Source organism: Jatrophihabitans sp. (assembly GCA_036389035.1).
Lineage (GTDB): Bacteria > Actinomycetota > Actinomycetes > Mycobacteriales > Jatrophihabitantaceae > Jatrophihabitans_A.
Genome location: DASVQQ010000007.1, coordinates 301,813 through 320,457, shown reverse-complemented (window position 1 = coordinate 320,457; position 18,645 = coordinate 301,813). Strand labels below are relative to the sequence as shown.

General features: G+C 68.9%; 17 protein-coding genes. 12 read left to right on the top strand and 5 right to left on the bottom strand.

The features are described 5' to 3' along the window. The first annotated feature begins 91 nt into the window (after positions 1–91). The 3 genes from VF557_04075 (at position 92) to VF557_04065 (ending at position 1,701) form a co-directional block, all read left to right on the top strand. The gene (locus tag VF557_04075; GenBank protein ID HEX8079365.1) at positions 92–811 is read left to right on the top strand and encodes an EcsC family protein; all 720 of its coding nucleotides are present in this window, start codon (positions 92–94) and stop codon (positions 809–811) included. Between the two features lie 117 nt (positions 812–928). Then, positions 929–1,198: a DUF1778 domain-containing protein gene (locus VF557_04070; GenBank protein ID HEX8079364.1), complete on the top strand. Its 270-nt coding sequence runs from the start codon at positions 929–931 to the stop codon at positions 1,196–1,198. Beyond that, entirely contained in the window at positions 1,195–1,701 is a 507-nt protein-coding gene (locus VF557_04065) for a GNAT family N-acetyltransferase (protein ID HEX8079363.1), read from the top strand. Before VF557_04070 ends, VF557_04065 begins: the two co-directional genes overlap by 4 nt. 44 nt (positions 1,702–1,745) lie before the next feature. Here the strand turns inward: VF557_04065 and VF557_04060 are convergent, their stop codons facing one another. Beyond that, positions 1,746–2,465 carry a TetR/AcrR family transcriptional regulator gene (locus VF557_04060; protein ID HEX8079362.1) on the bottom strand — a complete coding sequence of 240 codons (720 nt, stop codon included), beginning with the start codon at positions 2,463–2,465 and terminating at the stop codon, positions 1,746–1,748. A 152-nt stretch (positions 2,466–2,617) separates the two neighbouring features. Here VF557_04060 and VF557_04055 point away from each other — a divergent pair, with 152 nt between their 5' ends. The 5 genes from VF557_04055 to add all read left to right on the top strand — a co-directional run bounded on the left by VF557_04055 (position 2,618) and on the right by add (position 9,337). After that, positions 2,618–3,550 carry an ATP-binding cassette domain-containing protein gene (locus tag VF557_04055; GenBank protein HEX8079361.1) on the top strand — a complete coding sequence of 311 codons (933 nt, stop codon included), beginning with the start codon at positions 2,618–2,620 and terminating at the stop codon, positions 3,548–3,550. Next, positions 3,547–4,377 carry an ABC transporter permease subunit gene (locus VF557_04050; GenBank protein HEX8079360.1) on the top strand — a complete coding sequence of 277 codons (831 nt, stop codon included), beginning with the start codon at positions 3,547–3,549 and terminating at the stop codon, positions 4,375–4,377. Before VF557_04055 ends, VF557_04050 begins: the two co-directional genes overlap by 4 nt. A gap of 214 nt (positions 4,378–4,591) precedes the next feature. After that, positions 4,592–6,307, top strand: a complete 1,716-nt coding sequence (locus VF557_04045) for an ABC transporter substrate-binding protein (GenBank protein ID HEX8079359.1) — start codon at positions 4,592–4,594, stop codon at positions 6,305–6,307. Positions 6,308–6,404: 97 nt separating this feature from the next. Then, positions 6,405–8,150: an ABC transporter substrate-binding protein gene (locus VF557_04040; GenBank protein HEX8079358.1), complete on the top strand. Its 1,746-nt coding sequence runs from the start codon at positions 6,405–6,407 to the stop codon at positions 8,148–8,150. Beyond that, positions 8,147–9,337 (top strand): adenosine deaminase, encoded by a 1,191-nt coding sequence (gene add, locus VF557_04035; protein ID HEX8079357.1) that lies wholly within the window; start codon positions 8,147–8,149, stop codon positions 9,335–9,337. Before VF557_04040 ends, add begins: the two co-directional genes overlap by 4 nt. On the opposite strand, the gene VF557_04030 is transcribed toward add, so the two are convergent. From VF557_04030 to VF557_04015, 4 genes are read right to left on the bottom strand one after another with little or no spacing between them, the layout of a single operon-like run. Then, positions 9,253–9,918 (bottom strand): hypothetical protein, encoded by a 666-nt coding sequence (locus tag VF557_04030; protein ID HEX8079356.1) that lies wholly within the window; start codon positions 9,916–9,918, stop codon positions 9,253–9,255. The genes add and VF557_04030 overlap by 85 nt on opposite strands. Then, positions 9,915–10,811: a methyltransferase domain-containing protein gene (locus tag VF557_04025; protein HEX8079355.1), complete on the bottom strand. Its 897-nt coding sequence runs from the start codon at positions 10,809–10,811 to the stop codon at positions 9,915–9,917. The genes VF557_04030 and VF557_04025 overlap by 4 nt, the downstream gene beginning before the upstream one ends. A gap of 39 nt (positions 10,812–10,850) precedes the next feature. Further along, positions 10,851–12,641, bottom strand: a complete 1,791-nt coding sequence (locus VF557_04020) for an ABC transporter substrate-binding protein (protein HEX8079354.1) — start codon at positions 12,639–12,641, stop codon at positions 10,851–10,853. Beyond that, entirely contained in the window at positions 12,638–13,984 is a 1,347-nt protein-coding gene (locus tag VF557_04015; protein HEX8079353.1) for an aminotransferase class V-fold PLP-dependent enzyme, read from the bottom strand. The genes VF557_04020 and VF557_04015 overlap by 4 nt, the downstream gene beginning before the upstream one ends. Before the next feature lie 279 nt (positions 13,985–14,263). Between VF557_04015 and VF557_04010 the strand changes: the two genes are divergently transcribed. The 4 genes from VF557_04010 to VF557_03995 all read left to right on the top strand — a co-directional run bounded on the left by VF557_04010 (position 14,264) and on the right by VF557_03995 (position 18,639). Next, positions 14,264–15,088 carry a methyltransferase domain-containing protein gene (locus VF557_04010; protein HEX8079352.1) on the top strand — a complete coding sequence of 275 codons (825 nt, stop codon included), beginning with the start codon at positions 14,264–14,266 and terminating at the stop codon, positions 15,086–15,088. A 153-nt stretch (positions 15,089–15,241) separates the two neighbouring features. Further along, a complete protein-coding gene (locus VF557_04005) occupies positions 15,242–16,468 on the top strand; it encodes a DUF6004 family protein (protein HEX8079351.1) in 1,227 nt (408 codons plus the stop codon). Between the two features lie 132 nt (positions 16,469–16,600). Further along, on the top strand, positions 16,601–17,239 hold the full coding sequence (locus VF557_04000; protein ID HEX8079350.1) for a hypothetical protein: 639 nt from the start codon (positions 16,601–16,603) through the stop codon (positions 17,237–17,239). 116 nt (positions 17,240–17,355) lie between these two features. Then, the gene (locus VF557_03995) at positions 17,356–18,639 is read left to right on the top strand and encodes an AarF/UbiB family protein (protein HEX8079349.1); all 1,284 of its coding nucleotides are present in this window, start codon (positions 17,356–17,358) and stop codon (positions 18,637–18,639) included. The last annotated feature ends 6 nt before the right edge of the window (positions 18,640–18,645 follow it).

The window sequence follows — 18,645 nt, the reverse complement described above, 5'->3', positions numbered from 1 at the left end:
CGGCACGACGTTGCACCCTGACTGTTGAACAGGCTGTACTGTCGCCCGGCGGCCGAAATTCGGGTGAGAATGGATTGACTGAAGGGACGTCATGGCAGACACCGTGGGCACATCCTTGGAGAAGGCCAGCGGCCAGCTGCAGAAACTCGTGACGCACGTAGTGCAGGAGGGCCTTGGACCTATCACTGGATCCGCTGCCTACGCACTCGATCGTCTCGCGCGGACGCGGCCCGGACAGGCGGATCTCGGCGTCAGCACTGCGCCACCGGGCAGCACGGGGACTGTGGTGGGTGGAGACAGCGGTGACGGCGGTGACCCCGAGGCAGCGATCCGGCGCATCATTCGTGAGTCCGTTGCCGCGTCTGGAACGCAGGGTTTCATCACGGGGCTGGGTGGCCTGATGACGCTGGCGGTGAGCCTGCCTGCCAACATGGCCGGCAGCCTGATCATCAACGCCCGGATGGTCGGAGCGATTGCTTATCTGCGCGGTTACAAGCTCGACGATCCGCACACCCAAGCCATGATCATGTTGACGGCTGCCGGTAGCAGCGCGCAGGCCGTTCTGTCTGAACTCGGAGTTGTGATCGGAAAGCAGGCCGCCAAGCAGGCGATCGCCGCGGTGCCGATGGCAGTGATCCACAAGATCAACGCAAAGGCCGGGTTCTACCTTCTCGCCAAGTACGGCACGAAGAGATCTGCCGTCACCCTTGCCAAGATGATCCCCGGAGTCGGGGGCGTCATGGGCGGCGGGGTAGACGCAACCGCCACCCGCGCAATCGGGCAAGCAGCCAAGAAGGTTTTCCCCGCCTAGCCCAAGGCGGACTTATGCGGCGGGTCGGCGCCGACCTGAACTCGGGCCTTCCGGTGGCAAGGTCGATCGCGTAGAAGCCGGGTTGACGCGTACGCCTATCAGGCGCACACTTGAGATATGTCCGTGATGAAAGATTCTCGCCTCGCCGTTCGTCTGACCTCGGATCAGGATGCCTTGATACGTCGCGCAGCCGAGGTCGCAGGCACCAGCATCACTGACTTCACGGTTGAAGCGGCCGTGTCCCATGCCCGTGACGTCCTGGTCGATCGGCGGTTGTTCGTGCTCGACGACGCCGCGTGGCAGGAGTTTCTTGCCGTCCTGGATCGGCCGGTGGCGCCCAAGCCGAGGTTGGAGAAGCTGTTCGCCAGCGAGTCGATCTTCGAGTGAGCGGGTACTCGACTCCACGGCCTATTGGCAGCGAGGACGACCTCGCGGATTTCGACAGCGGCGAACCCAGTCTGGACGAGTGGCTGAGGAAGCGATCGGTAATCAACCAGGCGACTGGCGCATCCCGCTGCTTCGTGACCTGCCGCGACGGGCGCGTGGTCGGCTACTACGCGCTGGCGACAGGCAGTGTTCAGCGATTGGCGGCCACCCCGCGGGTGGGCCAGGGGATGCCTGAGCCGATCCCGGTGGTGCTGCTCGGCCGCTTAGCGGTGGACCTGAAGGAGCAGGGCCGTCGACTGGGCAGCCAACTGCTGCGTGACGCGATCGCTCGCACGGTAGCCGCGGCTGAGATCGTCGGAATTAGGGCGCTGCTGGTCCATGCGTTGCACGAGCGCGCACGCGAGTTCTACCTGCACTACGACTTCGAGCAGTCCCCGACCGACCCGCTGCATCTGATGTTGCTCATGAAGGACGCTCGCAAGATCGTCGGAAGGCCGGGTTAGACATCACAGCGCCGGCGCGGGCTGCCGGGCGCTCGCGGAGCCGGCTACTGCGACGGTTCGCTGCCATCGTGCGGGAGCGAGCTGGCCAGCGCGTCGAGGATCAGGTTGAGCCCGAACTCGAACTCCGCGCCGAAGTCATAGCCCGGCTGCATGATGTGCTGGGTGGTGAACTCGAACAGGTGCGGGTACTCATCGACCGGGAACCGCCGCACCATCTCTTCGGCGAGGTCGGCGACGCTCTCGGGGCCGTGGATGGGCAGCGCGGTCTCTGACATCGCGAAGCCGTACAGGTAGCTGTCGATCAGGGCGAAGGCGTGGGCGGTCTGCTCGACGGTGAAGCCCGCCCCGCGCAGGGCGCCGATGACCGCGTTGTGGTGTCGCAGGGTGGCCGGGCCGGCGTTGAGACGCGACTGCAGCAGCACGGTCGCCCAGGGATGGCGCCGAAGCACCTCGCGGGCCGAGTCGGCTCGCCGGCGCATCTGTTTGCGCCAATCGCCGCCGGGCTCGGGTAGTTCGAACTCGCTGAAGACCAGGTCGACGATGCCGTCGAGAATCTCGTCCTTGTTGGCCACGTAGTGGTAGACCGACATCGGCTTGACCCCGAGTTCCTGGGCCAGCGTGCGGATCGTGAGAGCCGCGATGCCGCCGGCGTCGGCCACCGCGACCGCGCCGCGCAGCACCCGGTCCCGGCTGAGCGGCACCCGCTCGACAGCTCCGCCGTCCTCCACTGCCTTAGCCGCTGACTTGCGCGCTGCCTTCGCCATCACACCCCTGATCCTAGCGGTTTCGTACTAAGTACTTTACAGCATCGTACTTAGTACTATAGAGTCCCGTACTTAGTAAGGCAGAGTCGTCGTCACGATCCGAGCGGCCGGCCCGAACCCGAACTTCTCGCAACTTCAAGAAAGGCATGAACATGATCGAGGTAGAGAATCTCAGCAAGCGTTATGGCGCGAAGCTCGCGGTGGACGGGCTGAGTTTCGTGGTCCGGCCGGGGATGGTGACCGGATTCCTGGGCCCGAACGGGGCCGGTAAGTCGACCACGATGCGGATGATCGCCGGGCTGGACGAGCCGAGCTCGGGTCTGGTGCGGGTCAACGGCCGTGACTACCGGACTGCCGGCGCGCCGATGGCCGAGCTGGGGGTGCTGCTGGAGGCCCGGGCGGTGCACACCGGCCGGTCAGCGCGCAACCACCTGCTGGCGCTGGCCCAGACCAACGGCATCAGCCGCCGCCGGGTGGAAGAGGTGATCGAGGCGGTCGGGCTGGCGCAGGTGGCCGGCAAGCGGGCCGGCGGGTTCTCCCTCGGGATGGGCCAGCGGCTGGGCGTGGCCTCTGCCCTGTTGGGCGAGCCGAAGACCGTGGTGCTGGACGAGCCGGCCAACGGCCTGGACCCCGAAGGGGTGCTGTGGATGCGCACCATGCTCCAGGGCCTGGCCGCCGACGGGCACACGGTGTTCGTCTCGTCCCACCTGATGAGTGAGATGGCGCTGACCGCGACCCGGCTGATCGTGATCGGCCGGGGCCGGCTGATCGCCGACACCACGGTGCAGGAGTTCGTCGCCCGCGCCTCCAGCAGCACGGTCATGGTCCGCACGCCCGAGGCGGCTCGGCTGCGCGGCCTGCTGCTGTCCCCCGACATCACCGTCACCGAGCAGCAGCCCGACCTGCTGCGGATCGACGGCCTGACCGCCGAGCAGATCGGCGTCATCGCCTGGCAGGCGCAGTTGCCCATCTATGAGCTGGCCACCCGACAAGCCTCACTGGAGGAAGCTTTCATGACCTTGACCCGCGACTCCGTCGACTACCGTTCCACCGCGATCGCAACCGCCGCGGCGGTGGCGGCATGACCACCACCCTCGCGCCCAGCACCTCCACGCCGGCCACTACCCGTCGCGGCGCCGAGCTACGGGTGACCCGCTCGCGGGTGCTGCTGTCGGAATGGACCAAGTTCCGCTCGCTGCGCTCGACGCTGCACACGCTGCTGCTCGCCGTCCTGCTCATGATCGGCCTCGGCGCCATGTTCACCGCCATCGCCGCTCACCAGCCCGACGGCTTCAACCCCGGCGAGAACGCGATCTCGACCAGCCTGACCGGCACCTTCTTCGCCCAACTGGCCATCGGCGTGCTCGGGGTCCTGGTGATCAGCGGTGAGTACAGCACCGGGATGATCCGCGCCTCGCTGACGGTGGTGCCGAGTCGGCTGCCGATGTTGTGGGCCAAGGTGTCGGTGTTGGCCACAGCGGTGTTGGTCACCATGCTGATCACCAGCTTCACCTCGTTCTTCCTCGGCCAGGCGTTGCTCAGCGAGCGGCACCTGGACGCCTCGCTGGCCGACCCGGGCGCGCTGCGATCGATCTTCGGTGCGGCGCTGTACCTCACCGTCGCGGGTATCACCGGACTGGCCCTGGGGGCGTTGCTGCGCAACGCCGCCGCCGCGATCTTCACCTTCGTCGCGGTCTTCTTCGTGATCCCACCGCTGACGATGCTGCTGCCCGCCTCGCTCTCGGACCACTTCGTCCAGTACCTGCCCTCCAACGCCGGCGCGATGATGCTCAACGGCACCTTCGGGGTCGCCAACCCGCTGTCGCCCTGGACCGGGTTCGCGGTGATGTGCGGCTACGCGGTGGTCCTGCTCGCTCTCGCCGGATGGCGGCTGCGCCGCCTCGACGCCTGAGCCTGATCCCTGTCTGATCCCGGTGCGCCAGGTGTCAACCCGGCGCACCGGGTGTCGTATCAGCGCCACCCACGGCCGTTCGTAGCGCTGCTCCGTACCCCCTCAGCCTGCGGGCCGTGCTCGGACCGCCGAGGCCACGGTCGCGCTCTTGCCGCAACTAAATACTTTATTATAATGTAGCGACTTGATTCTCGGATGAGCGGAAGGGCTCCCGATGACGATCGTCGCCACCCAGCCCCGACTGGGCGGGATCCTGCGCCTCTTCGGGCCGGGAAGCATGGACCATGTGGACCCGGCCAGTTCGTACTATGCCCTTTCCGGTCAAGTGATCAGGCTGTTCGCCCGGCAGCTGTTCACTTACCCGTGCGAGCCCGACCTCCGCGATCCGCGGGCCATCATCCCGACCCCGGACGTCGCCGCGGAGCTTCCGAACCGGGCCAACGGCGGCATCAGCTCCGACGGCACTGTCTATACCATCCGGTTGCGGCCGGGGGTGTACTGGAACACCGAGCCGGCGCGCGAGGTGACGGCCTCCGACTTCGTGCGCGGCTTCAAGCGGATGTGCTGCCCGCTCACCCGGGCGGGTGCGATCGCGTACTACACCAGCACCATCCGGGGGATGGCCGAGTTCTGTGATCGCTACCAGGAGGCGGTCGGCGAGGGCGCGAGCGCGCGGGAGCTCGCGGCGTTCCAGAACACCCACCAGATCTCGGGACTGCACGCGCCGGACTCGCGAACGCTGGTCTTCGAGCTGATCCGGCCGGCGAACGACTTCTTCAACATCCTGGCCATGCCGTTCGCCTCGGCGGCCCCCGTCGAGTACGACGCCTACGTTCCGGACAGCCCGGAGTTCCGGCGCGGCACCATCTCCAACGGTCCCTACCAGCTCGATCACTACGTCCACGGCCGCTACCTGCGGATGTCGCGCAATCCCGCGTGGCGCCAGGACGCCGACCCGGTCCGCCACCAGTACCTCGACGGCGTCGAGGTCGTGATGGAGAAGGCGACGCCCGAGCAGGTCCGCGAGGTCATCGCCGCCGGCGAGGCCGACCTGTCCTGGGCCTCACCGGTCACCGAGCCGTACGCGGTGCCGCCGACCGATCCCGGCAACGACCTCGGCTACGCCCTGAACCCCTACCTGGTGTTCAACACCCGCAGTCCGAACTGCGACGGCGCCACCGGCAAGCTGGCGGTCCGGCAGGCGATCGCGTACGCCGTCGACAAGATGGCCATCGCCGACATCTTCCACGACCTCGAGGCCGGCACCGTGATGCGGCCGGCGCGCAGCGTCATCCCGCCGGGCAACGACGGCCACTGCGGTGTCAACCTCTACCCCACGCCGGGTGATCGCGGTGATCCGGAACGGGCTCGCGCGCTGCTGCGCCAGGCCGGTTACCCCGACGGCCTCACCCTGATCGCCCTGCACCGGGACGTCGACGCCAACCCCAAGGTCGCCCGGTCCTACGCCGCCGACCTGGCCAGGTGCGGGATCACCACCAAGCTGGTGCCGGTCGGGCACGACGCCTACTACGAGTTCCTGCAGAACCCGGCGAACGCGATCGCCGGGGCCTGGGACATCTCGGCGCCGTCCTGGACCCCGGACTGGTTCGGCAACAACGGGCGGGCCTTCCTGCAGCCGATGTTCCAGACCAATGAGTCCCGTGGCACCAGCAACTACGGGCTCTACAGCAACCCCGACGTCGACCGCCTGATCTTCCAGGCGCTGGCCACCCCCGATCGTGACCGGGCAAAACAGATCTGGCAGCAGGTCGACCTGCAGGTGATGGCGGACGCGGCGATCGTCCCGCTGCTCGTGCACGCCCCGACGATCCCGCACCTGTCCGGCAGCCGGGTCCGCAACGCCATCGCGATGCCGACGGTAGACCGGTGGTTCGACCTGTCCAACCTCTGGCTGGACCCACCGGACTGACCTTCGCGCACCGGCCTTCGCGCACCGGCCTCCGAGCACCGACCTTTGGCGCACCGGCCCCCGAACGCAGGCACCCACCCGGAACGAGGAAGAGGCGATGACGACAGTCCGAACCAGCGACCCGCGTGCCGGCCGGGCGGGCGAGCGGCCACGCGACGGCGGCGTCCTGAGCCTGGTGGGCGCCGGGGATGTCGATCACCTGGACCCCGCGCTGGCCTATCACACCGTGACCAGGCCCATCATGCGCGCCTGCACCCGGCAGCTGGTCACCTACCGCGCCACCGGCGACCACGACCGGGCCGGTGACCTGGTGGCCGACCTGGCGACCGCGGCCGACGGTCCCTTCGACGACGAGGGCAGGCAGTACCGCTTCACGCTCAAGGCCGGCGTCAAGTGGAACGCCGGCCAGCACGGCCGCGAGATCACCGCGGCCGACGTCGTGCGGGGCATCAAGCGCCTTGCCCACCCGATGGCGCCGAGCCCGGGTTTGCCCTACTACCTGAGCACCATCGAGGGACTGGTGGAGTTCCGGGACGCCCTCCTCGCGATCGAGCGCCGGGCCGGCGCCCCTGAGAGCCGGGCGGCGGCGATCGCCGAGTTTCTCGAGACCGCCGAGGTCAGCGGCCTGAGGGTGCAGGACGAGCGCACCGTGGTGTTCTCGACCGTGCAACCGTCCTCGGACTTCCTCAACATCCTCGCGCTGCCGTTCGCGACCCCGGCGCCGGTCGAGTACCTGGCGCACGTGCCCGGCAGCGCCGAGATCGAGCAGCGGCTGATCTCCAACGGCCCGTACCGGATTGTCGAATACCGTCCAGGCACCGGGATCCGGCTCGAGCGCAACCCGGCCTGGGCTCCGGAGACCGACGAGGCCCGCGCGGCGCACGTCGACGCCATCGAGGTCCACGAAGGGCTCACCGAGGACGAGGCCTACCAGCAGGTGATGAGCGGCGCCGCGGACCTGCTGTGGGATTCCCAGCCACCGACCGAGCGGCTGCCCGAGCTGTTCGTCACCGAGGACCCGCGCCTGGAGATCTACCTCGCCGGCCTGCTGAGCCCGTACCTGGTGATCAACTTCTTGAGCCCCAACGAGGGCGGTGCGACCAGTGACCTCAGGGTCCGGACGGCGCTGCAGTACGCCGTCGACAAGCAGGCCGTCTCCGCGATCTGGGGCGGGCCACGGCTCAACACCATCGCCCACCAGGTGCTACCGCCGCTGAGCGCCGCCCGCCGGGAGCTGCGACCCTACCCGACCGAGAATGACACCGGCGACCCCGAGCGCGCCCGCCGGCTGCTGGCCGAGGCAGGCTATCCCGACGGGCTGCGGTTGAGATTGGTGTTTCGCAACCAGGACATCCATCCCGACACCGCCGAAGCGGTCCGGCTCGCGCTGGCCCGTGCCGGAGTGCGGGTCGAACTCGTCCCGGCGCCGATCGAGGAGTTCTTTGCCGGCTACCTCGGCTCGGCGGCGGCGGCCCGCGCCGGGGCCTGGGACATCGCGCTCACCGGATGGGAGCCCGACTGGAACGGCAACAACGCGCGGGTGTACCTGCAGGCGTTGTTCGACAGCGCCAGCGTGTCCGACAACGACGACTGGGGCACCAACTTCGGTCACTACAGCAGCCCGCGGACGAACGAGCTGCTCAAGGCCGCGCTCAGCTGCCCCGACCCGGACGAGGCCAACCGGCTGTTCGCCCAGGCCGAGGAGGAGGTGCTGCGCGACAGCGCCGTGGTGCCGATCCTGTTCGCGCACCAGTACTGGCTGCACTCCTCGCGGGTGCGCGACTGGCTGCCCTATCCGGTGCTCAACGGCGACCTCACCAACCTCTGGCTCGCCCGGACGTGAAACCCGAATACCCCGCGGCGATCGGGCCATTGAACGTCACCGCCGAAAGCCGGACACCACCCGACGCCTCGATCGAGGCCTTCGTCGCCGGGCTGCCCAAGGTCGAGCTGCACCTGCATCTGATCGGGTCGGCCACGCCCGACTCGCTGGTCAGGCTCGCCCGCCGGCATCCGGACGGCGGGGTGCCCACCGACCTCGACGCGCTCGCCCGGTGGCTGCGGTTCACCGACTTCGCGCAGTTCGGCGCGGCGTACGGCAAGATCAGCAGGTTGGTGACCGGCGGGGACGATCTGCTCGCCCTGATCGGAGGGCTGGCCGAGGCGCTGGCGGCCAGCGCGGTGCGCTACGCCGAAGTGACCGTGACGCCGCTGACCCACCTGCGCAACGGCCTGCGGCCCGACGAGCTCGCGGACGCGCTGGGCCTCGGCCGGGCGCGGGCAGCACGCGACTGCGACGTGGAACTCGGCTGGATCTTCGACGTCTCCGGCGATCTGGGTCCGCCGGCGGCAGCCGACACCCTGCGCTGGGTGCTCGGCCATCAGCCGCCGGGCACCGTCGGCTTCGGCCTCGGTGGACCCGAACGGGACGTCCCCAGGGCCGCGTTCAAAGACGCCTTCGAACAGGCAGTCGCGGCCGGGCTGCACAGCGTTCCGCACGCCGGCGAGACCGAGGGGCCGCACAGCGTCTGGTCCGCGCTGCGCGAGCTCAAGGCCGAGCGGATCGGTCACGGCATCAGCAGCGTCACCGACCCGCTGCTCCTGGAGCACCTGGCGGCCGGCGGTGTCGCGCTGGAGGTCTGCCCGACCTCGAACGCCCGCACCGGAGCCGCCACCATCGAGAACCACCCGTTGCCCGCGTTGCTGCGCGCCGGCGTGCGGGTGAGCCTGGCGACCGACAACCCCGGCCTGTTCAACACCAGCCTGAACAACGAGTACCTGCTGTGCCACCACGCGCTGCGGCTCAGCCGTGCGCAGCTGGTGACACTGGCCCGCACCGGCGCCGAGGCGGCCTTCTGCTCGTCGGCTCAGCGGCGGCGGATCCTCGATGAGATCAACGCGTTCGCCCACGAGAACGAGGCGTCAGTCAACGCGGATCGCCCTGATCAGCACGGATCGACAGGATCCTCGCTGCCGGCGGTGAGCTCATCGAGGTCCACCTCGACGGCGCGCAACTGGCCGGCGGAGTAGTCGCAGTACCAGAGCCGGCGGCCGTCCCAGGTGAGACCGGTGGGGTTACCGGCGACCGGGATCACCCTTACGATCCGGCCCGATTCCGGGTCCAGCACGTTGAGCCGGGCCTCGGGGTGATTGGCGAAGATGACCGACCCGCCGGCGACCGTGACGTCGGCGACGTCCTCGTTGACCTCGATGCTGAGGATCGCCTCGTGGTCGCCGTGCCGGCGCAGGTCGATCACCGGCGGGTCCTGATAGCCCATCCACATCCCGCCGGGGGTGTCGTGCACGCCGCACAGCTCCGCACCCGGCCGCGGGTTGGGATACTCCTCGAACACCCTTCCGGTATAGGGCTCCAGCACGCGCAGCCGCTTGTCGCCGTCGACGACCTGCACGAGCCGGGTGCCGCCGTCGGCGGCCGTCAGCCCGGTCCGGACGCCGGGACAGGGCAGCCGGGTCACCACGGCGCCGTTCACCGGGTCGACGGCGGTGATCGCCTCGAGGCCGGCGTCGGAGTACCAGAGCAGCCCGTCCAGCCAGGCCAGGCCGCACAGCTGGTCGCCTTCCACCGGGAGCGCGCTCGCCCCGCTGGTCATGACACGCTCGCTGGGGCGGCGCGGACGATGCTGCAGTCAAGCTGCCAGTCGGCCGCGATGCGCACATCCGCCGGGCGCTTGATCCTCACCTCGAGGGACGTGCCGGGACGCACCGGGGTGTGCCGCAGTGGCCACACCCACACCGCCCAGTTGCAACCGGGGTAACCGGGGTGGTTGGACAGGCTCACCCCGTCGGCCAGCGTCGCCTCGAAGTAGCCGATGACGGCGTGCAGCGTCCCGGGTTCGGTGATGTCAAGGCGCAGCCGCTCGGGCATGGCCGCCGGGTCGGCTCCGAGCACCTCGTCCGCGGCGATCACCGGCGCGCTCAGCGCCAGCGGCCGGCGGGTGAAGAAGTGCAACTGGGCGGCGGGCGGTGCGTAGTCCTGCACCGGGCTCAGCGAGTAGCCCCAGAAGTCATCGGACCACACCCCCCAGCCCTCGGCGTCGAACTGGATGGCCTGGAAGCGGGTCTCGACGCGCTGGGGGATCACCCGCCCGCCCGGCTTCAGATGCCGTCGGGCCACCTCCGCCACGACCTCGGCCATCTGCTCCTCAGGGCCCAGGTTGCCCATCATCTCCGAGACGATGACGTCCACGTCGGTCGGCAGCCGCACCGTGCGGGCGTCACCCTGGATGATCGTCACCCGGCCTTCGAGGTGATTGCGCTTGGCGATCGCGACCGCCAGGGCGGCGACCTCCGGAGAGCCTTCGATCGCGTACACGTGGACGGCCCCGTGCCGCAGCGCGAGCAGCGACAGGATGAGGGTGCCGGAGCCGACGTCCACCACGATGTCACCGGGGCGCACCGTCTGGCGCAGTGCCTGGTCATAGGCGTGCAGCCGGACGCTGTCACCGAGCATCACCTGATGCATGATCAGCGCATCCTGATCCACCGGGCACCTCCTGTCATCCGTTTCCGACGCCGCGTGCCGTCAGCTCGCGCCCGCGATCGGCGCGAGGTGAGCATCGACGTCCTTCCAGCCTGCGGCCTCGCCGCGTTCGTTGTCGAGCCGCCCGTCGTCGAGCCACAGCGCGCTGAGGTCATAGCCGTAGCCGAGCGCCGGCATCGGGATCGCGTTACGCACCCTGGCACCGCGCCGGGGCCCGGCGACCGGGGCGCGGAACAGGATCGGAACCACGGCGGCCTGCTCCAGCACCCGCCGCTGCACCTCCTGCCACGCCGCGAGCGCTGTCGCCGGCGCCTCGGTGGCCGCTGCCAGCGCCCGCTGGATCGACTCGTCGACCTCCGGATCGCTGAATCCGCCCAGGTTGTCCTCGGCGCCGGTCTCGAACAGTGGTTGCAGGAAGACCCGGCTGTTGCGGTAGTGCCAGTCCGCGGAATGGGAGCTCAGCATCAGGTCCCACCCTGTCGCGGGCTCGGGATGCCGGTGGTGGCGCAGCTGGTGGTAGTCGCCGCGGTCCAGCCCGATCAGTCGCAGCTGGATACCCGCCCCGGCCAGCGCCGCGGCGCACGCGGCCAGCACGTCCTGTTCGGGCTCACCCAGCTGATGGACGGCAGTCAACTCCAGGCCGGCCGGGTAGCCGGCCTGGTCGAGCAGCGCTCGGGCCAGCTCGGGCCGGCCGTGGGCGGCGCGGGCGTCAACCGGGATGTCCTGGTGCGCGTCGTTGTTCGGCGGCACCACCGACTGCGCGATCCGGGCTTCGGCGCCGTCCCCCCGGCGGCACAGCTCGAGGATCGCGGTCCGGTCGATGCCGGCGGCGATCGCGCGCCGCACCCGCACATCGCCGAGTGCGGCCGCCCCACCGGCGACGTTGAACACCAGGTACGGATCGAGGTCCCAACTGAGCGTGCCGGCCGGATCGGCATGGCTTTGCGCCGGCAGGGCGCGCGCCGGGGCGCCCCATGGCAGGTCGGCGTGCCCGGCCTCGATCCGGTCGGCGATCTCGCGGGGGCCGGCCGCCCCGACGGTGATCTCGATGGCGTCCAGGTGGCGCCCGCGCACCGGGTCGGACTCCGGCAGCCAGGCCGGGTTGGGTTCGAGCCGCAGCTGCTTGCCGGGCAGGTGGTGAGCCACCCGGTACGGCCCGTTCGATCGGAGGTTGCGGTGCGACTCCGGGCTGCCGGGCACCAGGGCGTCGTACTCCGCCGGGGCCGCGGAGGCGCCGATCAGGGCCAGCATGTGGGTGAAGTCGGGTGACGCGCGGAGCAGCTCGATCACCAGCGTCTGGTCGTCGAGGACGAAGATCCCGGGGATCTCATGCGCGTTCTGGTACGCGGCGAACTGCTCGGCCGTGGCGGTGGGCGGCACCGCCGCGGCGAAGCCGTCGCAGAACTGGGCCATCCCCCTGATCACGCTGCCGAAGTAGCTGCGGGCCGCGGACCGGGCCCGCGTGCCTGCCACCCGCTTGAAGCCCCGAACGAAGTCCTGCGCCGTCACCTCGCGAGGCGGTGAGGTGTCCCAGCAGACCTGTGGCCGCAGGTGCAGCACGTAGCTGCGGTGGCTCGCGCCGAGTCCGGCGTTGTAGGTCGAGGGCACCGCAAGCGCGACGTCGGGCACCGGCGCCACCGACTGCCAGTTCCGCAGGTCGGCATGCGGCTGGTAGCTGAGCAGCTGGCGGGAGAGCAGCCGCAGGATCGCGCGGGTCTGGCGGTGAGCGGCGGCCGGATCGAGGTGATCGATGTCGCCAGGCCCGTAGAGCCGCAGGACGCCGCCGGCGCGGGGGCGCTCAGCCCGAACGGCGGCAGCGCTCGGCGCGCTCACGCGAGTTCCTCGGCCACGGCGGCGATCCGGGCCACCGCCTGATCGATCTCCTCGACGTCGTTGAAGATGTGCGGGCTGATCCGGGCGGCGTAATGCTGATGCGGCGAGTGCGGCACGTCGAACTCGGTCCAGCGGACCCAGATCCGGTGCTCGGCGGCGAGCCGGTCGGTCAGCGCGCTGATCTTCTTGACGTTCCAGTGGTCGGCCGGCTCGCGGAACGGGTTGAAAGCGATCAGCGGGCTGCGCAGGCCAGGGTCGGTGACCGGGGAGTACATGGCCTGCTCGCCGAAGCGGTCGAGGACCCGCTCGCGGGCGTGGTCACCGAGTTCCATCACCCGGCGCTCGATCCGGTCCCGACCGATCTCGTCCCACAGCTGACAGGCCTTGGCCAGCGCCGCGCCGCGGGCGATATTCGCGCTGCCGGCGCTTTGCAGGTAGTCGCCGATGTCATAGCTCTCGACCGAGGTGCCCGACCTGGGCGGCGGGCTGCCGATCATCGGGTACCAGGTGGAGATCACCGGCCACAGGGTGGGCAGCGGCAACGGGTTGTACTCGGGAAACACCTTGTTCCTGACGTACAGGATCCCGCTGCCCAGCGGCCCGCACTGGTACTTCGAGCCGGAGCAGGCGATGAAGTCCGCCCCGGAGGCACGCAGGCTCTCCTCGAGCATCCCCGATATCAGCGCGCCGTCGACCACGGTGCTGATGCCGTGTCGTTGCGCCAGCTGGCACAGCGCGCGCAACGGCATCATGGTCCCGGTCCACAGGCTGATCGCCGAGAACGCGAATACCTTGGTACGCGGCGTGATGGCCTGCTCGAAGAGCGCCACGATCTCCTCAGCCGTTGCCCGGTGACCCGACGGCGGGGTCAGCACCTTCAGCACCAGGCCGTGCCGGTTGCGCACCAGATTGAGGTTGGACAGCACCGAATAGCACTCGTGCGTCGTCACGACCGCTTCGTCGCCGGCGTGCAGGTCCAGGCCGTTGATCACCCGGGCGACCGCCTCGGTCGCGTTGTGACTGATCACGATCTCGTCGCCGTCGACCCCGTAGGAGCCGGCGATGGCGGCTCGGTACTCGGTGAACATCGTCGGGCGATAGACGTCCACCAGCCCGCCCGCCCACTGGCGGGTGACCCGGTCGTACTCGTCCTCGACGGCGTGCGGCAGCACCCCCACCGTGCCGGTGTTGAGGTGGACGACGCCGGGCTCCAGCGCGAACAGCCGCCTGAGGTCGTCCCAGCTGGCATCCCGCGGCCGCTCCGGGCGCTGGTCGCCGTCGCTGCGCACGTCGGGCGAGCCGGGCCCGGCGAGCTCGTGCTGGAGGTTCTCGGTGTATGTCACTACGTCGGCCTCCGACTGACAGCGCCCCTGACGACGACCCGGCTTGACTATACGCAAAGCACTATGTTTTTCAAGCAAAATCATCCGGGCTGCAAGCCTTGCTCAGCAGCGACCGCCCACTGGCCGCTTATCAGCGGATCACATAGGCAACCAGCCATAGCAAGAGCCGTCGCTCGTCGCGCCGGACCGGGTCGGCCAGCGGGCGGCCGATTGACAGGCCCATTCTGAAAACTATATTAAACAATAGTACAAGTTCTGCGCGACGCGAAAGGGAATGCCGTGTCTACCACCGAACTGCCCGCAGTCAAGGACGCCGGAGATCACTACGACCAGATGGGCGGCCTCATCGAGATCATGGGCGGCAACATCCACGTCGGCTACTGGACCGACGAGGACGATCGAACGCCGCTGCTCGAAGCCATCAACCGCCTCACCGACATCGTGGGGGGCAAGCTCGATCTTCAGCCGGGACAGCGCCTGCTCGATATCGGCTGCGGCGTCGGCGTGCCCGCGATCCGGCTGGGGCAGCGCGTCGAGGCCGAGATCATCGGTGTCACGATCAGCCACTGGCAGGTGCGGGAGGCGACCCGCCGGGTCCAAGCCGCCGGGCTGCGCGGCCAGGTCAGGATCGAGCACGGCGACGCCGCGGCCCTGAACCACCCGGACGGCAGCTTCGACGCGGTGCTGATGTTCCAGGCGCTGCACCACGCCGCCGACCGCGGTCAGTGGCTTGACGAGATGGTCCGGGTGGCCCGGCCGGGCGCTCGCATCGTGCTCACCGAGTTCATCGAAGAGATCCCGCTGACCGTCGAGGAGACCCAGATCCTGCTCGCGGGCGCGATGCAGCCGCCGCTGCGCTATGACGACATGCTCGACGCGGTCCGGGCCACCGGCATGGTGATCGACGATGTGATCGACTGCGGCGACCGGATCAGGCGCTCCTACCCCGCGTACTTCGACCGGTTGGAGCGCCATCGCGACGAGCTCATCGCCAGCTTCGGCGAGGAGCGCATCCAGGAGCAGCAGGACGCTATGGGCATGCTGCTGCCGATCTACCGCGACAAGATCGGATACCTGATCATCACCGGCCACAAGCCTGCCTGACGCGGGGCCGGGCAGCCGGCGAAGGCTGGAAAACACTCTAGACAGTTACTATATAAAAAAGTAGTATCCGAAGAAGCAGGCTGCGATCCTCTCTCCGACGGCGACAGCATCGTCCGTCCCCACACCAACCCACCTGAGTCAACTGGAGATGACATGAGTGTTTCCGGTCCCGAGACTTACGAGTCGCTGAACCTCGAACCCCAACCCATCCGGCCCCACATCCTCGCTGCCGCCACGGTGGTGTTCGGCGAGGACTACTACACCGGCCAGCGAGAGACGATCAACCTCTCCGGCTTCGTGCAGCTGAACAAGTGGCCGATGCCCGGCTTCGAGCACCGCGTGGACGAGAAGGGCTACGCCGAGTTCGACCTTGAGCTGATCAGCGCTCCCGAGGTCGGCATCAAGGGCTACAGCTACGTTCTCAACGACCGCATCCAGATCCTGTCCAACCCGTTCCTGCCCAACACCGGGCACATTCGCCAGATCGTGCCGGGCAAGAACTTCCCCGCGAACTTCTTCATCCGCCGGTTCGGCATCCTGGAGACCAGCTCGATGCGGCTCGCTCACCGCGACGTCATCGAGATCCTTGGCACCGTCGACCACATCCCGCCGTACAAGAAGCCGCTGACCGGTCCCTACCTCGGCGAGCCTCGCGGCGACGGGCCGTTCGACGTCCTGCAGGCGCCGAACGTGGTACGCGGCATCAACCTGCCCGAGGCCTGGTACCCGTCCAACGACGACAACCAGCCGGTCGGGATCACCCCGTCGGTGTTCTTCGCGCCGAGCGCCGGTCCGTGCATGTCGATGCTGGTCGACCCGTCGATCATCATGCAGTCCTCGATGGAGGGCCAGATCAAGGTCGAGCTCAACGGCAAGACCGTGAGCATCGACATCGCCGGTGAGTACGAGAAGGCCGCGGGTGGCGAGCTGCTGCTGTTCGGCCCGGAGAAGCACCACGACGGTGACGGCGTCCTGGCCCAGCTCGCCCGCGTCGCGATGGTCGGCCACTGCCCGGAGCTGGGCGGGCGCGTGATGCTGCGGGCCAGCTGGCCCAAGGTGTCGGGCGGCACCTTCGGCGAAGGCCACGAAGAGAGCCTGAGCCGGGTGAAGTACCCGAGCGCGCTGCACCTGGACGCCCAGTTCGAGCTGGCCACCCCGTCGGGTGTCCTCTACGCCACCAGCGCCGTTCACGTCAGCGGCAAGGTGCTCGACATCGAGCCGGATGGCACCGAACTGCGCATGCAGGGCCCGGACACCGCTCTGGTCGCCCAGGACGGCACGCCTCGGGCGCGGCTGTCCGACGTCCAGCTCGTCATGCGTCGCTCGATCGTCGGAACCGAGGCGCACGTCTCGGGAGCCGGCCAGCTGGTGCGCAGCTGAGACAGGCAGTCGCAAGCTAGCTGGTCAGCACTAGCAAGGCTGCTCATGGGGCGGGACGAACTCACGTTCTCCCGCCCCATGAGAGATGTCGGTAACCGATGAGCGCAAAGGCCGAAAGTGAGCGGGGGCCAGATGTTGTTCGCAGCCGGATCCGTCCGCGACATCTCGGTGCACGCGATCAAGCTGTGCGGCCTCACCTGGAGCGGCCAGTCACTCTGGTTCTCCGACGCCGTCACGAACCGGATCATGGCGCTGGACCCGCAAACCGGCGAGGTGACCCGGCGAATCTCCTGCCCCGGCGTCCGCGGAGATCTGACCACGATCGACGGCTACCTGATCCAGGTGGTCGGGGACGACATGACGCTGCGGGTGATCGACCCCGACACCGAGGCGATCGTGCAGGAAGTGCCGAACCCCAGGCCGGGCCACGTGCTGTGCGGGTTGGAGGCCACCCATGACGGCATGTGGCTGGGATTCGAGGACCTTCGGGTGATGGACCTGCGCCGCACCGGTGGAGCCGGTCTCATCGACTGCTTTCCGATCGCGCACCCGGTGGCCGGGCTCACGGTGTCTGATCGCTACCTGTTCTACGCCGACCGCCGCGGCGGGATCATCCACGTCATGGACCTGGCGCTGCGGCGCGAGGTCGCGGCCATCGACGTCAACGGCAACCCGACGGGCATCACCTGGGACGGCAGCCAGATCTGGTACTGCGACTACGCCACGCTGCAACTGCGGGCCATCGAGGTACCGGGGATCCTCACGTGGTGAGCGCGCTCGACCTCCGGCAGCGCAGGATCGGCGGCGCGAGAACCGCCGGCGCGAGACTCGCCGGCGTGAGGACTGCCAGGTCGAGGACCGGCGGCACGAGGACCGCCAGTACGCCGATGGGGACGCACAGCCGTGCGCGGGTGGCGCTGCGAGCGGTCCGGCTGCTGGCGCTGAGCTTGGCGGCGCTGGTTCCGACGGTCCTCAGCAGCCTGCTGCTGGCCACGGTGAAAGGCCGCCCCGCGGGAGTCCGGCACGCCTGGCGACAGCTCACCCTACTGCTGGAGCTACTGGGGCCGGCCTTCGTCAAGGCCGGTCAGGTAGTCGCCACCCGCCGCGACCTGCTGCCGCCGGTCGCCTGCGATCAGCTTTCGACGTTGCAGGAATCCTCATCACCGATGAGCGGCGCGCAGGCCCGGCGCGCGCTCGAAGCCGCCTTCGGCGCCCGAGCGCACGAGCTCTTCGAACAGGTCGAGTACGCCGCCGTGGCCAGCGGCAGCGTCGCGTGTGTCTACCGAGCGCGACTGGCCTCCGGCGCCGAAGTGGCGCTGAAGCTCCGCCGCCCGGGTATCGAGACCTCCATGGCGCTCGACCTTCGGCTTATCCGGGCCGGATCGCGCGTGATCGCCGGACTGCCGCCGTTCCGAGGCATTCCGGTGACCGCCGTCGTAGAGCACGCGTGCGCCGCGGTGTTCGGGCAGTTGGACTTCGATCGCGAGGCCGAGAGCCTGAGCCTGCTGCGCGACAACCTGGCCACCGTGCCGAGGGTGTGGGTGCCGAAGGTCGACAGGGACCTCTCGACGCGGTCCTGCATCGTGATGGAGTTCATCGACGGCCTCGAGCTCGACGCCGCCCAACGGTGCTCGGCGGCGAACCGGCGCAAATTCGCCGCCTCCGCCCTCACCGCCATCTATCACATGCTGTTCGTCGACGGGTTCGTGCACTGCGACATGCACCCGGGCAACCTCTACTTCACCGAGTCCGGCCACGTCGTCGTCCTGGATGCCGGGTTCAGCGTTCAGCTGACCGACCGGTTGCGCCGGCTGTTCGCCGACTTCTTCCTGAACATGGCGCTGGGCGAGGGGATCCGGTGCGCGGAGATCGTGGTCGAGAGTGCCGAGGAGGCCGGGCCCGGCGCTGACATCGACGGGTTCATCGTGCAGATGGCCGACCTGGTCGATCGCAATCACCGGGTGCCGGCCAAGGACTTCAGCCTGATGCGATTCGCGACCGAGATGTTCGACCTGCAGCGCGGGCATGGCGTGCACGCCGCGCCGGAGTTGATCTTTCCGCTGCTCTCGCTACTCGTGATCGAGGGAACCATCCGAGACCTGGACCCGGACGTGGACTTTCAGGAAGTCGCCCGACCGATGCTGATGCAGGGCAAGTTCGGCCAGCGCTGAGCCGGA